Source organism: Mesorhizobium sp. P160927 (assembly GCF_057766385.1).
On record NZ_JBYMDW010000001.1, the window covers coordinates 2,867,455 to 2,881,779 of the forward strand.

12 protein-coding genes are annotated in these 14,325 nt (G+C 64.0%); 4 read left to right on the plus strand and 8 right to left on the minus strand.

Annotation, left to right across the window (positions count from 1 at the left end; genetic code table 11):
• The 8 genes from AC3CB8_RS13810 to AC3CB8_RS13845 all read right to left on the minus strand — a co-directional run bounded on the left by AC3CB8_RS13810 (position 1) and on the right by AC3CB8_RS13845 (position 10,152).
• Entirely contained in the window at positions 1-1,065 is a 1,065-nt protein-coding gene (locus AC3CB8_RS13810) for an ABC transporter permease (RefSeq protein WP_023771090.1), read from the minus strand.
• A complete protein-coding gene (locus tag AC3CB8_RS13815; RefSeq protein ID WP_023771089.1) occupies positions 1,065-2,606 on the minus strand; it encodes a sugar ABC transporter ATP-binding protein in 1,542 nt (513 codons plus the stop codon). Before AC3CB8_RS13815 ends, AC3CB8_RS13810 begins: the two co-directional genes overlap by 1 nt.
• Positions 2,603-3,265: a DUF2291 family protein gene (locus AC3CB8_RS13820; protein WP_352562989.1), complete on the minus strand. Its 663-nt coding sequence runs from the start codon at positions 3,263-3,265 to the stop codon at positions 2,603-2,605. The genes AC3CB8_RS13815 and AC3CB8_RS13820 overlap by 4 nt, the downstream gene beginning before the upstream one ends.
• 138 nt (positions 3,266-3,403) lie before the next feature.
• Positions 3,404-4,345, minus strand: coding sequence for a D-ribose ABC transporter substrate-binding protein (locus tag AC3CB8_RS13825; protein ID WP_023771087.1), 942 nt, complete (start codon positions 4,343-4,345; stop codon positions 3,404-3,406).
• A gap of 269 nt (positions 4,346-4,614) precedes the next feature.
• Positions 4,615-5,442, minus strand: a complete 828-nt coding sequence (locus tag AC3CB8_RS13830; protein WP_352562990.1) for a phosphogluconate dehydrogenase C-terminal domain-containing protein — start codon at positions 5,440-5,442, stop codon at positions 4,615-4,617.
• Between the two features lie 107 nt (positions 5,443-5,549).
• Positions 5,550-6,584 (minus strand): ABC transporter permease, encoded by a 1,035-nt coding sequence (locus tag AC3CB8_RS13835; RefSeq protein ID WP_023771085.1) that lies wholly within the window; start codon positions 6,582-6,584, stop codon positions 5,550-5,552.
• Positions 6,581-9,055 carry an ATP-binding cassette domain-containing protein gene (locus tag AC3CB8_RS13840; RefSeq protein WP_352595187.1) on the minus strand — a complete coding sequence of 825 codons (2,475 nt, stop codon included), beginning with the start codon at positions 9,053-9,055 and terminating at the stop codon, positions 6,581-6,583. The genes AC3CB8_RS13835 and AC3CB8_RS13840 overlap by 4 nt, the downstream gene beginning before the upstream one ends.
• A gap of 74 nt (positions 9,056-9,129) precedes the next feature.
• The gene (locus tag AC3CB8_RS13845; protein WP_031240494.1) at positions 9,130-10,152 is read right to left on the minus strand and encodes an ABC transporter substrate-binding protein; all 1,023 of its coding nucleotides are present in this window, start codon (positions 10,150-10,152) and stop codon (positions 9,130-9,132) included.
• 348 nt (positions 10,153-10,500) lie between these two features.
• Between AC3CB8_RS13845 and nanR the strand changes: the two genes are divergently transcribed.
• From nanR to AC3CB8_RS13865, 4 genes are all read left to right on the plus strand, one after another.
• Positions 10,501-11,217 (plus strand): transcriptional regulator NanR, encoded by a 717-nt coding sequence (nanR, locus tag AC3CB8_RS13850; protein ID WP_023771082.1) that lies wholly within the window; start codon positions 10,501-10,503, stop codon positions 11,215-11,217.
• 72 nt (positions 11,218-11,289) lie between these two features.
• On the plus strand, positions 11,290-12,585 hold the full coding sequence (locus AC3CB8_RS13855) for a ribulose-bisphosphate carboxylase large subunit family protein (protein WP_435052985.1): 1,296 nt from the start codon (positions 11,290-11,292) through the stop codon (positions 12,583-12,585).
• 45 nt (positions 12,586-12,630) lie between these two features.
• The gene (locus tag AC3CB8_RS13860) at positions 12,631-13,476 is read left to right on the plus strand and encodes a phosphogluconate dehydrogenase C-terminal domain-containing protein (protein ID WP_023771080.1); all 846 of its coding nucleotides are present in this window, start codon (positions 12,631-12,633) and stop codon (positions 13,474-13,476) included.
• A 141-nt stretch (positions 13,477-13,617) separates the two neighbouring features.
• Complete coding sequence (locus AC3CB8_RS13865; protein ID WP_245275500.1) at positions 13,618-14,319, plus strand: sugar phosphate isomerase/epimerase family protein; 702 nt, start codon at positions 13,618-13,620, stop codon at positions 14,317-14,319.
• Positions 14,320-14,325 lie beyond the last annotated feature (6 nt).

Sequence of the window (14,325 nt, forward strand, 5' to 3'; positions counted from 1 at the left end):
TCAACCCGCCTTGGCCATCTGCATCAGGGTAACGCGCTGCTGGAGCCGGCGCTGCGCCTGGTCCACCACGACGGCGACGATGATGACCAGCCCCTTGATCACCATCTGCCAGAACGAACTCACGCCCATCATCACCAGCCCGTCCGACAGGATGCCGATGACGAAGGCGCCGACGATGGTGCCGCCGATCGTGCCGCGCCCGCCCGACATCGAGGTGCCACCGAGCACCGCCGCGGCGATGGCGTTCAATTCGAAACTCTCGCCCGTTGCCGGATGCGAGGCCATCAGCTCCGACGAGATGATCAGCCCGACGATCGCTGCGCAGAAGCCGGAGAACATGTAAACGAACATCTTGACCATGTTGACGCGCACGCCCGAGATGCGCGCGGCGCGCTCATTGCCGCCGACGGCGAAGATGTGGCGGCCGAGCGGGGTGTAGCGGGCGAGATAGGCAGCCCCCAGCGCCACCACGACCAGAATCCAGATCGACACCGGCAGGCCGAGCAGCCGGCCGGCACCGAGGAAGCCGAAGCCGGTGGTGCCAAGTTCCGGCTTGCCGACCAGGTTGGGGAAGGTGCGGCCGTCGGACGACAGCAGCGCGAAACCGCGCGCGACGTAGAGCACGCCGAGCGTGGCGATGAAGGGCGCGACGTTGAGCCTGGTGATCAGCAGCCCGTTGACGGCGCCAATCGCGATGCCGACCAGAAGCGTGATCAGGGCGATCTCGACGACGTTGAAATAGATGGTGTAGCCGATCTGCAGGTCGATGCCGTTGAGCACGAGATAGCCGGCCACCATGCCGCACAGGCCGACGATCGATCCGACCGAGAGGTCGATGCCGCCGGTGATGATGACGAAGGTCATCCCCATGGCCAGGAAGGCGTTGAGCGCCACGTGCTTGGCCATCAGGATGAGGTTCGCCGCCGACAGGAAGTTCGGCGCCGCGATCGAGAAGAACACCAGCACCGCGATCAACGCGATAAAGGTCCTGAGCTTCATCAGCGTCAGCAGCGCGGAGCCGCTGGAGGCGGAAGGAGCGGCCGCCTTGGCCGGAATGTCAGTCATCAGCGTTGCTCCCCATGTGCGGCCGGTCCGTGGCCCAGCGCCGACGCGGCGACGATCGCCGCCTCCGTCGCTTCGGCGCGGTCGAACATGCCGGTCAGTCTGCCATTGCTCATCACCGCGATGCGGTCGGACAGCGCCATCACCTCGTCGAGGTCTGAGGTGGCGAACAGGATTCCCAGCCCGTCGCGCGAAAGCTTGCGCATGGTGCGGAAGACATCGGCCTTGGCGCCGACATCGATTCCGCGGCTGGGCTCGTCCATCAGGAGCACTTTCGGACCGGTGAGCAGCGCCTTGCCGATCACCACCTTCTGCTGGTTGCCGCCTGACAGCGACGAGACTTCCTGCGCCGGGTCGGCGACCTTGATCGCCAATTCCCCCACCATTTGCATCACGGCCTGCCGCTCGGCGCCGCCTCGGATATGGAACAGGCGCACGAAACGCGACAGGCTCGCCAGCGTCAGGTTGCTGGCCACCGAGAGGATCGACACCAGGCCTTCGCGCTGGCGATCCTCGGGGATCAGTGCAAGCCCGCGCTGGATACGGCGCGTCGTGTCGCGCTCCTTCACTTGCCTGCCGGCGATGAAGATCTTGCCGCTGGCATGGCCGTGACGGCCCATGATGCAGTCGAACAATTCGCTGCGCCCGGCGCCCATCAGCCCGTATATGCCGAGGATTTCGCCGGAGCGCAGCGACAGCGAGACATGGTCGACCGCCAGTCCGCCGGTGACGCGCGGCAGGCAGATCTCCTCGGCGCGGAAGATTTCCTCGCCTGGCTGGTGACCGTCGGCCTTGGCGAAATCCTTGGCATCCGAGCCGATCATCTGCCGCACGATCCACTGCGTGTCGACGTTCTTCATTTCCTCCTGGCCGGTGATGCGGCCGTCGCGCAGCACGGTGACCGTGTCGCCGATACGGATCAGTTCCTCAAGCCGGTGCGAGATGTAGACGATGGCGACGCCGCGCGCCTTGAGGTCGGCGATCACCTTGAACAGGATTTCGACTTCCGTAGCACTCAGCGCCGAGGTCGGCTCATCCATGATCAGGATCTTGGCGTCGAGCGAAACCGCCTTGGCGATCTCGACCAGCTGCTGCTGGCCGATGCGTAAATCCTCGACCAGCATGTCGGGTCGGATGCCGGCTTCTAGCCGGTCGAGGAATTCGCCCGCCCGCTCTTCCTGTGCCTTGCGATCGATCTTACCCAGGCGGTTGGTGATCTCGCGTGTGGCGAAGATGTTCTCGGCGACGGTCATGTTGCCGAACAGGTTCAGCTCCTGGAACACCATGCCGATGCCGCGCGCCACCGCGTCTCCCGACGAGGAGAAGGAAACCTCTTCGCCTTCGAGCAGGATACGGCCGAGGGTCGGCTGCTCGACGCCGGCGATGATCTTCATCAGCGTCGACTTGCCGGCGCCGTTTTCACCGACCAGCACGTTGACGGCCCCCTTGCGCACCTCGAAATTCGCCTGCTTGACCGCGACCGTGCCTGCATAGACCTTCGAGACGTCCTCCAGCTTGAGGATGACCTCGTGAGCGGGGCTCATGGCTTCGGCCCGATCTCGGCCTCCGCCGGGGTCACCAGCGGCAGGTCCTGGCCGCCTTCGATCGTATAGGCGCCGAGCACCTTGGCGGTGCGGCCTTCAAGGGCCTCGCGCGGCAGCTTGGACAGCACGGTCTTGCCGGCATAGGCGTTGAAGGCCTTGCCGAACTGGGCGAAGTCGATCTGGTTGGTGAAGTCGTTGAACTGGACGAAATCGAGGCTGTCTCTAAGTGCAGTGCCGCGCATCGCCGGCCCCATCTGGACGCGCGCATCGGCCTTGCCGTCGCCGTCCACGTCGATGTCCATCGTGCCCGCGCGCGACTGCGTGTTGGCGGCGACGATCTTGCCCTCGACGCGGACCGCGAAGGTCCATGGCGAATTCGCCTGCTTCCTTGGATTGCCGTATTTGGTGCCGGCCGCCGCCGGATCGGTTTTCGCCAAGGCATGGACCTCGGCGAACGGCCCAGCCTTCTGCCTGAGGTAGGGGATGACCTTCGAGGCCCAGATGTCCTCGACCATCTTGTCCGGATTAAAGGCAGACGCGCTGTTTTCACTCCGCGCCACCGGCGTCGGCAGGATTTTGCAACCGCCGAGGCCAAGGCCCGCGAGCGCGACAAGCGTCAGCCAACTAAAAGGGGTTAGCCAGGTCAATGTCTTCGGCATGGCGGTCAAAAGCACCCGGAACGTGAAATTAGAGCAATTCCAGGAAAACTGTGAAACGGTTTCCCGTCCGGAATTGCATCAAAATAAAGCACTGAGGGGCGAACGCGTGTCCGCCCCTCGCAATTATATCGCGCCGGCTCAGTTCTTCAGCGCGAAGGTTTCCAGCTTGGCGGCATTTTCGCCATTGATGAGCACGCAGTCCATCAGCTGCTTTTCCTTCTCGGGCGACTTCTTGTTCTTGATGAAGTCGTTGGCCTGTTCGACCGCCATCTGCGCCTGGGCGTAGGCCGGCTGCAGCACCGTCGCCTTGATGCCGCCCGAGGTGATGGAATCACGCACGTCGTTCGAACCGTCGAAGCCGACGACGATGACATCCTTGCGGTTAGCCGCCGCGAGCGCCGCATAGGCGCCCATCGCCATCGTGTCGTTGCCGGAGATGACGCCCTTGATGTCGGGGTTGGCCTGCAGGATCGATTCCATCTTGGAATAGGCCTCGGTCTGGCTCCAGTTGGCCGACTGCTGCGCGACCATCTTCAGGTCGGGGTAATCGTCGATGACGTCATGGTAGCCCTTCGAGCGGATGCCGGCATTGGTGTCGGATTCCTTGCCGACCAGTTCGACGAAATTGCCCTTCTCGCCCATCAGCTTGACGAACTCCTGCGCGCCGAGCTGGGCGCCCTGGTAGTTGTTGGAGACGATCTGCGCCACGGCAACGCCTGTGGCGTTGATCTCGCGGTCGATCAGGAAGGAGGGAATGCCGGCGTCCTTAGCCTTCTGCACGGCGGCGACGGTCGCGTCGGCGCCGGCATTGTCGAGGATGATCGCCTTGGCGCCGCGGCCGATCGCGGTATCGATCAGCTCGGATTGCTTGTTGGCGTCGTCGTCATGCACCAGCACCAGCGCCTCGTAGCCGAGTTCCTTGGCCTTGGCTTCGGCGCCGACGGCTTCCGCCTTGAAGAACGGATTGTCGTGCGATGGCGTGATGATGGCGATGAGGTCCGCCGCGTAGGCGGGCATCGCCGTGCCGAGCGCCAGCACGCCGGCGAAGGCGGCAAGCGTCATTCTGCGTGTTAGTTTCATGAAGTCCTCCCGTTTGAAAAGCCTGTGTCTCGATCGTTCGAGGCACTTGTCTGCGTTTGAATTCGTCAGCGTGTGAAGGGTCCGGACCGCCTGGGGCTCAAGCCGCCGGCTCCGCCAAGGCAAGTTCCTGTCCCCATCCTCTATTCGTCTCAGCATCGAACTCCCGGCGAAGCGTGATCCGAGCGAACATTAGCTTAGCTAACTGGTATGATGAGTCAACCACTAATTCAGGTGATCTGTACCTAAAGGCAGATCTGTACCGAAGGCTCTCAAGTGATCCGCTGGATGCTGGCCGCGATCTCTTCGGGCTCGAAGACGCGCTTCCAGTCGTCGCGCATCAGCACCGGCTTGCCAAACTCGATCGCCTTGTTGCAGGCATCCGAGAACACGCCCTTGGTTTCGCCGAAGATGACTGCGCCGAGCACGTTCATGTGGCCAAGCAGGAAGTCGAGCGCCGCCTGCTGGTCGACGCCGCGCGCCACCACCTCGTCGACGGCTTCCTTCATGACCACCAGCAGCGAGGCGCACACCGTTTCCGAAAGGCCTGGCTCAAGCAGCGCCATCTGTTCGACGGAAACGCGGTGCGAGCGCATTACCGGCGCCCAGATGATCTTGGCGATGGCCTCGCCTTTGGCGTAATCCGCTTCTGGTCCCTGCATCAGCGCGCTGACCATGTGCTGCTTGGCCTTGACGCCGCCGAAATAGTCTTTCTTGGCCGCCATGTCGGTTTCGTCGTTGAAGATCGGGGGATGACAGGGATGGGTGACGAAGTAGGTCAGGTCGGGACGATTAGGCAGATGGCCGGCAAACGGTGCGGCGGCATCCAGCACGATGACCATCGTGCCCGACGCAAGCTTGCTCTCGATGCCGGCCGCGACCTTGCCGATATGGGTGTCCGGCACGGCCAGGATCACCACGTCGACGCCTTCCAGCGCCTCCTCGGCGCTGACCGTGTCGAAGCCCAGTCCGTTCTTCAGCCGCTCGCGCCCGGCCTCGCTGACCTCGACATGGCGGATCGTATAGGGCGAACCGCGGAAATTGGTCGAAAGGCGGTAGCCCATTTTGCCGCCGGCACCGAACAGCGCAATCGTCGTCATCTAGCCCTTGCTCCCTAGTCGCGGACGCCGGCATTGCCGATCGTCATCTTGCCTACTGGTATGATCACTCTACCACAGCTTGGCAAGAGAAATCATCATCCCGAGTGTTATTCCGGCCGGATCGCCGCCGCACCTGACTCGGATTTCAGCGTGTCCTCGTCGCCTGCGCGGTCGACGGCGGCTCGCCGCGACAGCACCTGCCGGCCGGCCAGCGCCAGAACGAAGATCACGACGATGCCTTGCACGATGTCCTGTGCACCTGGCGGCAAGCCGACGATCTGCATGGTGGTGACGATGAGGATCAAAAGGATGCTGGCGAACAGCGTGCCGACGGCGCTGGCCGAGCCGCCGAAGATCAGCGTTCCGCCCAGAACCACCGCGGCGATCGACTGCAGGAGATAGGGCTGGCCCATCTCCAGGAAAGCGCCGCCTATATAGGCGCCGAGCAGCAGCCCGTTGAGCGAAGCCAGCACCGACGAGATGATGAACGCCGACGCGATGATCCGGTTGTTGCGGATCGCCGCCAATCGCGCGGCGGTGCGATTCTGGCCGACCGCCGACAGCAACTGTCCGAACACCGTGTAGCGCAGCACGAACGCGGTCGCCGCGACGCCGATAATGGCGATGACGGCCATGATCGGCACGCCGGAGACGCGGCCCGTCGCCAGCGTCTTCAAGAGCGGACTGACGGCGAAACCCGATATGGCGCGGTTCGACAGCAGCGTTGCCGTCGCCAGCACATAACCTGTCGCCAGCGTGGCGATGATAGCTGGTATGTTCAGCCCGACGACGAGCAGCGAATTCAAGCCGCCGACCGCGAGGCCGAGCAGGATCGCCGCACCCACGCCGATGGCGAGGTTAGCATCCTGGCCCTTGATGGTGAGCAGCGCCACGAAGGCGCTGAGCGTGATCACCGAGGCCACCGAAAGGTCGATATTGCCGCGCCCGGTGGTGACGACGAACATCTGGCCAATGCCAACCACGGTCAGGAACGACGCTGATAGAATGATGCCCGACAAGCTGGAGAGGCTGAACCGGTTGGTGACGATGGACAGCACCAGCCAAAGCACGAGCACGCCGATCGCCGACCAGACCCAGCGGTTTTTCTGCGCCCAGAGGCTGAAGGCGGCAAGGCCGTTCATTGTTCGCTCCTGCGATCGGCGGTCAGGCTGCGCAGCGTCAGCAGGGCAATGAGGATCAGCCCCTGCGTTGCCGCGTTGAAGTCGCTGCTCACGTTCAGCGTGCCGAGCAAGGCGCCGATCAAGGCCAACGTGACCGCGCCGGCGACCGCGCCGACTGGCGAGATGACGCCGCCCAACAGCGAGCAGCCGCCCATCACCACGGCGGCGACGCTGAGCAGCGTGAACGAATTGCCGGAATTGATGTCGCTTGCCGTGTTGATCGCGGTCAGCGACAGGCCGGCGGCAGCCGCGAACAGTCCGGCGACGAGGTAGCGCACCAGCGCGTAGCGCGTCGGCGACCAGCCGGAGCGGACCATGGCGGTTGGATTATTGCCGAAGCCGCGCAGCACCACACCGAGCGGCAGCCGGTCGATCAACAGCACCACAAGCGCGACCGCGGCGATGAGGATGATGGAGGTGGGCAGGAAACCCAGAGACCAGCTGAACATCGCCGACAGCCATTCGGGGCTGGCGCCGCCCGGCGTCGGCTGCAGCGCGTAGCCTAGTCCCATCCAGATGAAGGAGGCGCCAAGCGTGACGACGATGGCTGGGATCTTACGTGCCTGGATCAGGCCGCCAAGCCCGGCATAGGCGGCGACCGCCGCCACCAGCGCCAGCGCTCCGAGCCATGGCTGATCGTAGAGCAGCGTGGCGGAAAGCACGCTGACCAGGCCGGCAAAGGCGCCGACGCCGAGATCGATCTCGCTGCCGCCGACGATGAACATCTGCGCCGCCGTCACCAGCACCAGCGACAGCGCCGGCATCAGGAGCAGGTCGAGCCCGAAGATCGAGGCGACCGCCGGGTTGGCCGAGATCATCACCGCCAGCACTGCGGCGAGGCCGATGAAGGGAGCCGCGTTCACCAGCCGCCGGGCAAGCCCGGTGCCGGCGGTGCTGTGTCGCGGGCGGGCGCGCGTGTCCGCCTGCTGGGCGAAGGATGCGCCGACGACGGCCGATTCCGTGATCGCCTCTCCGCTCAATTCCTTGACGATGTGCCCACCCGAAAACACCAGCACGCGGTCGCAGGCCAAAAGCTCGGCATCTTCGGTCGTGTGCCAGACCAGCGTGCGCCCGCTGCGCGCGATCTCGTTGCAGAGCCTGTAGAAGTCCTGCTTGGTGGCGATGTCGACGCCGCGAGTCGGATCATCGAGCAGCAGGATCGGAGTGTCGGCGACGAGCGCGCGCGCAACCAGCGCCTTCTGCTGGTTGCCGCCGCTGAGTTCCAGGATGTTGGAGGCGAAGCGCTTGTCGTCGAGCCGCAGCCGGCCGGCCGCTTCGGCCGCCGCCTCCCGGTTGGCACGCTCCGAAACCAGCCCCAGTGCCGGACGGCGGGCAAGGCTGCCGATGCTGATGTTTCCAAGCACGCTCCACAGCGGGAACACGCCTTCCTTCTGGCGGTCGCCGGCAATGAAACCGGCATCGCCGCTCCTGGTCACCGCGGCCCACCTGGTGGAATCCGGCTCGAAAATGGCGTGCAGCAACTCCTTCTGGCCGCTGCCCTCGAGCCCTGCCAGTCCGATGATCTCGCCGCGGCCGATCTCGATGTCGCGGCCGAGCCCGGCGGTCAGGAAGCCGGACAATTTGACCAGCGCCTCGCCGCTGCTGGCTGCGGCGGCGCTGTGCTGGTGGATCGAATTGGCGTCGCCGCCCATGAGCTGCACAAGTTGGCCGATCGAAGTGCCGGCGACATCGCCGCGCCAGGCGGTGCGCCCGTTGCGCAGCACCATCACCTGCGTGGCGATGTCGATGATTTCCTGCAGCTTGTGGCTGATGAAGATGAAGGCAAGGCCGGATTTGGCCCGCTCGCGGATGAAGGCCCGCAACTGCCTCGAGCGGTCGAGGTCGAGCGAGGAGGTCGGCTCGTCGAGCACGATCAGCTTGACACCGGGCGTGGCGGCGGCGCGCGCGATCTCGACCATCTGCCGCTCGGCGATGGAGAGATGGCCGACTTCGGCGTTCACATCGATGCCGTTGGCGGGAAAGACGGCGTCCAGCGCCGCCCGGGCGCGGGCTCGATAGAGCGCTCGCCATCCCGGCCGGTTGGCCGCTTCGCCTGGCGTCTCCAGGAAGAAGTTCTCGGCGACGGAAAGGTTGGCGCACAGCGACAGTTCCTGGTGCACCATGCGGATGCCGCGCCTTTGCGCCGCCGCCGTGTCGTAGTCGGCGAAGCCCACATCCTGGCCGGTGAATGAAATCGAGCCGAGGGTCGGTGACGTCGCCCCGCACAAGATACGCATCAGCGTCGATTTGCCGGCGCCGTTGCCACCGACCAGGCCGATGATTTCGCCGGCCGAGACGGCGAGGTCGATCTGCGCATTCGCCAGCGTCGGGCCGAAGCTCTTGGTGATCCGCGACAGCGAAACGACGTTTGGCCTGGTGTCGGGCACCGTAGTGGCTGCGCCCTCCGGATCGGTCACGGCAAGATGGGACATTCGTCCTCCGATTCTTACGGGCAGGGACCGGGCGCGGCCGTCTGGCGCGCGCCCGGTCCCTGGCAATGGCGATCTTACTTGCTGAGCAGGTTCTGCTTGACCCAGTCGAGCGAATAGCTGGGGCTGATGATCTGGCCGCCCGGCAGCTTGGCATATTCCTTGAGGTTGCCGGCATCGACGGTAGCCACCGGCATGATCATCATCTTCGGCGCCTTGGCGCCCTTGAGCAGCGACAGGCCGAGCCAGAAGGCGGCGCCGCCGATGCCGGGCGTGGTGTTCATCGAGACCGTCTGGTAGCCGTTCTTGGCGTTCTCCTCGGCCCACCATTTTACGAAGTCGGTGCCGCCGCCCCCTTCGATGACGGGCATCTTGCCCGCATAATCGCCGCCATACTGGACGAAGGCCTGGGCGATGCCGACATCGTCGCTGCCGCCTTGAGCGAGCACTGCGTCGACATGTGGCAGCGAGGGCAGGACGTTGGCGATCGCCGCCTGCGCGACCGAGGCGGTCGCCTGGCCGTAGACGGTCGCGACAACCTTGACGTCGGGATATTTCGCCAGCACCGACTGCTGCGCGTTGAACATGTCGTTGTCGGGCGCAGAGCCCTTCACGCCGCGCACCTGGATGACGTTGCCCTTGCCGCCGATCATCTTGAAGACGGCTTCGGCCTGGGCCGCTTTGTAGCCCTTGAAGTCGAAGTTGAGCTGGTAGTTGCAGGGCGCCGAAGCAACCGAATCGAAGGAAACGACGATGATGCCGGCCTTGCAGGCCTTTTCGATGATGCCGTTGACCGCGGTCTCTGAGGCGGCGTCGACGGCGAGTACATCGACCTTCTTGAGGATCAGCTCGGCGATCTGGCTGTTCTGCTGCGCCACCGAGCCGTCACCGTTCATGATGATGTAATCGGCGATTTGGCCACCCGCCTTGGCTTCCTTGGCCGAGGCCTCGAACGCCTCCACCATCTGGTGGCGCCAGGTGTTGCCGTAATAGGCGTTGGCGAGCGCGATCACCGGTTTGTCCGACGATGCCATCGCCGGTAAAACAGAAACACTGGCCAGCGCGGCGCCGACAAGCGCCGCCACAATTGAAAACTTCATGATTTCTCCTCCCAAAAACCGGCCGACCTGGATCGGCTCGTCTGTCACTCCGTAATGCTGTCTCTTCCGAAAGACACCATACCAGCTACATGTTATACCAGCATACCAAATAGGCAAGCCGCTCGGAACTTCATTTGATTGCGTCGACAGGGCAACGCGCGCCCGCCGGGTTTTCTTTCTCATCCCTGGCAGCCGGTCGGGGCGACCATGTTGCCATCATGCGCCGCGTTGAGACTGGCCACACTGGACGCTAGGTCATCATATATGTAATGTCAATCACAGCGGGGACCTTGCCTGTCCGTGCGACTCGGGGTCGATTGCCTCGAGAAACGATCAGGAGAGATGCGGATGGAACCGGTCCAGAAGAAGAAATTGTATGTCGAGGTTCTCGATCGGCTGATGGCGGCGATCTCGACGTCCGAATTTCCGCCTGGTTCCCAATTGCCGTCGGAAAAGGAATTGATGACGATGATCGGCGTCGGACGGCCGTCGATCCGGGAGGCGATGCTGACGCTGCAACAGATGGGGCTCATCAGGATTTCGCACGGCGAACGCGCGCGCGTCATCAACCCGACGCCGGAGGTGATCGTCGATCAGGTCTCAGCGGCTATGGTCATGATGCTGGCGACGAACTCTCGCGGGCTTGAAGACCTAAAGGAAGTCAGGCTCTTGCTGGAAACTGGCCTGGTCCGGATCGCCACCCGACGTGCAACGGCCAAGAGCCTGGAACGGCTTGCCGAGACCTTGCGCCATCTGCGCGAGGCAAAGGGCGACCAGGCTCGGTTTGTAACCGCCGACATGGAATTCCACGCCGTCATCGCTGAAATGAGCGGCAATTCGATGATCGCGGCCGTGGCCAAGGGCATGCTCGAATGGCTGTCGCGCTTCAAGCGCGATCTCGTGGCGGTGAAAGGCGCCGAGCGTCTGACGGTCGAGGAGCACGAACGCATCTACAAGGCGATCGCCGGCGGCGACGCCGAAGGCGCCAGCGCCGCCATGGCGGACCATATAGGCCGCGCCAATGAACTCTATTCGAAACTGGCCGGCAGCGACGGCGGGAGCTGACAGCCGCAAAATTTTTTGATCGAGAAAACTCATGTGATGACATGATATCTTTTTGATGCTATCGCTCCCGCCATGAAGTTCATTCCAGCCGGGAAGCCTGCATTGACCGGTCGCCTTAACGCCACCTACCTGATCGAAACCCGCTATCCCATGGAGGTCGCCGCGGCCGCGATGGCGGGTGAGCAATCGAGCGGGACATTCCGTCCCATCCCTGGGGAGACGCCGGAACTGCTGCTCAGATTCGGCGCGCGCGTCGAATTAATCGAGGATCTTGGCGAGGTCGATGGCGAGGCGTTGCCGTTTTCGCGCGCGCCCCGAGATACGGCGGCCGTCAGGCCGCGCCGGGCCAAAGTGGGTCTTTCCTGGAACGTCGAGAACATGGGCACCGTGCTGGCTTCGGTCTGGTCGACGGTTCTCGGCAATCTGTTCGAGCTGCATCATTTCTCGGCCATGCGTCTGCTCGACGTCAGCTTTCCCGATGTCTTCGCTAATGCCTATCCGGGGCCGGCTTTCGCTGTCGAAGGCACGCGTCGTCTGACCGGCGTCGCGGGACGGCCGCTGGTCGGCACCATCGTCAAACCGAGCGTCGGTCTTACGCCAGCGGATACCGCGACCCTGGCCGATACGCTGATCTCATCTGGCCTCGACTTCATCAAGGACGACGAACTGATGGGAGATCCCCCGCATTCGCCGTTCGAACAGCGGTTCGAGGCGGTCATGGCTGTCATCGACCGGCACGCCGACAGGACCGGGCGCAAGGTCATGTACGCGGCCAACATTTCCGGGGACATCGACGCCATGCGCCGCCAGCTTGATCTGATCGAGCGCCGTGGCGGCACCTGCGCCATGCTGGTCCTGAATTCCGTCGGCCTGTCGGGTGTCGTCGAGATGCGCCGGCATTCCGCCGTTGCGCTTCACGGCCATCGGGCGGGCTGGGGCCTCTTCAGCCGTTCTCCTGATCTCGGCATGAGCTATCTCGCCTACCAGAAATTCTGGCGCCTGGCCGGCATCGACCACATGCACGTCAACGGGTTGTCCAACAAATTCTGCGAGCTCGACGGTTCGGTGATGGCATCCGCCCACGCCTGCCTCACTCCGATGTTCGGCCGGGCCGACCGTCCCGATACGGTGATGCCGGTGTTTTCGTCTGGACAGACCGCGGTGCAGGCGGGCGAGACCTATGAAAGGCTCGGCTCGAACGATTTCATCTATTGCTGCGGCGGCGGGATCATGGCGCATCCGGGCGGTCCGGCCGCCGGTGTTCAAAGCCTGCACGATGCTTTCGAAGCCGCGGCGGCAGGCATTCCCGCGCGCGACTACGCCGCCACGCGTCCGGAGCTCGAGGCCGCGCTGCAAGCGTTCGGCTGAATCTGCGTCATCGGCGCGCCATCAAGATAAAATGGGAGAAGAGATATGAGGATATCCGTAGCGGTGCTTGGAGCAGGCGGGAAGATGGGCTTCCGCGTGACACGTAAGCTGATCGAAGCGGGCTACGATGTCCGCGCCGTGGAGATCGGAGAGGCCGGCCGCAAGCGGCTGGGAGAAGCTGATATCGCCGCCGTCGCCATGGAGGAAGGCATTCCCGGAGCCAAAGTGGTGGTCATGGCCCTGCCGGACAACATCATCGGCCAGGTGACGCGGCAGGTCTCGCCGATGCTTGCCAAGGGCACCATGATCCTCGTTCTGGATGCCGCGGCGCCCTATGCCGGCGACCTGCCCGGCGATCGACCGGATCTCACCTATTTCGTCGGTCATCCCTGCCATCCGCCCTTGTTCGGCGACGAGACGGAGTGGGCCGCGCGTCGCGACTATCATGGCGGCATCGCCAGGCAGTCGATCGTCTGCGCCCTGATGCAGGGACCCGAAGAGGACTACGCGCTTGGCGAGGAGGTGTGTAAGGCAATGTGGTCGCCGATCATCGACAGCCACCGGGTGACGGTCGAACAGCTGGCAATCCTGGAGCCCGGCCTGTCCGAAATGGTCGCCATGCCTTTCGTCGACACGATGGTCGAGGCCGTCGAGGAGTGCGAGCGCAAATACGGCATTCCAAGGCAGGCCGCGCTCGACTTCCTGATCGGTCATCTAAATGTCGAGATCGCCATGTGGTTCGGCTTCTCGCCGAAAGTGCCGTCCGACGCCGCTCTGCGCCTGATGCGCTTCGCCAAGGGCGTCGTGGTCCGTGACGATTGGCGCGAGGCACTCTCGCCGGCCAAGGTGAAGGAAGCCTCGGAACTGATCGTCTACGGCAAGGGAGCCTGAGCCCTGCCTTCGCGGATCGTATCGGTATCGACCGCTCTCTTCGACGGCTATTCCATCGATTTCGCCATCGAGGAGATTGCCGCTGTGGGTGTCCATGTCGAGCCGGCCTTTATCAGCGGCTATGTCGATTTCGACGAGGATATGTTTGCCGAGGCGCAGGCATTGAAGCTGCGCCGGACGGCGCAAAATGCCGGGCTTGGCATCAACGCCGTGTCGGCTCATCTCGACCTGTCGGGGCCCGATGCGATCGAAGCGTTGTCCCGGCGGATCGGCTTTGCCGCCGGGCTTGGCGCTTCGTTCCTGATCACCAATACCGGTTCGGCGAGAAACAGCGCGGCTATCCGCGCGACGATCGATGCCGTTCTGCCGCGGCTGGAACAGGCTGATGTTGTTATGGCGCTCGAGAACCCCGGGCATGGGAGCGGCGATCTGCTCGGCAGCGCTCAATCAGGGGCAAGCTTCGTCCGCGATATCGGATCGCCGTACGTCCGCCTGAACCACGATGCCGGCAACGTCTTCACCTACAGCGGCGAGACGATGCAGCCGGCTCAAGATATCGCTGATGCCATCGATACGGTTGGACATGCTCATCTGAAGGATGTCGTCAGCACCGGGGCGGGGTGGGCGTTCTGCGCCATCGGCGACGGCTCTGTCGACTATGCATCCTACTGGGCCGTGTTGCCCGCCACGCTGCCAGTCAGCATCGAACTGCCGTTGCGGCTGCAGCGCCCGCGGCGCAGTGATCCCCAGCGGCGAAGCACGCCGGTGGATATCGGCACCATTCGCGGCGCCTTGCGGCGCTCGCTGGAATTCGTGAACGCGCTGGACAACGCCGAGTTCTGAGCGCGG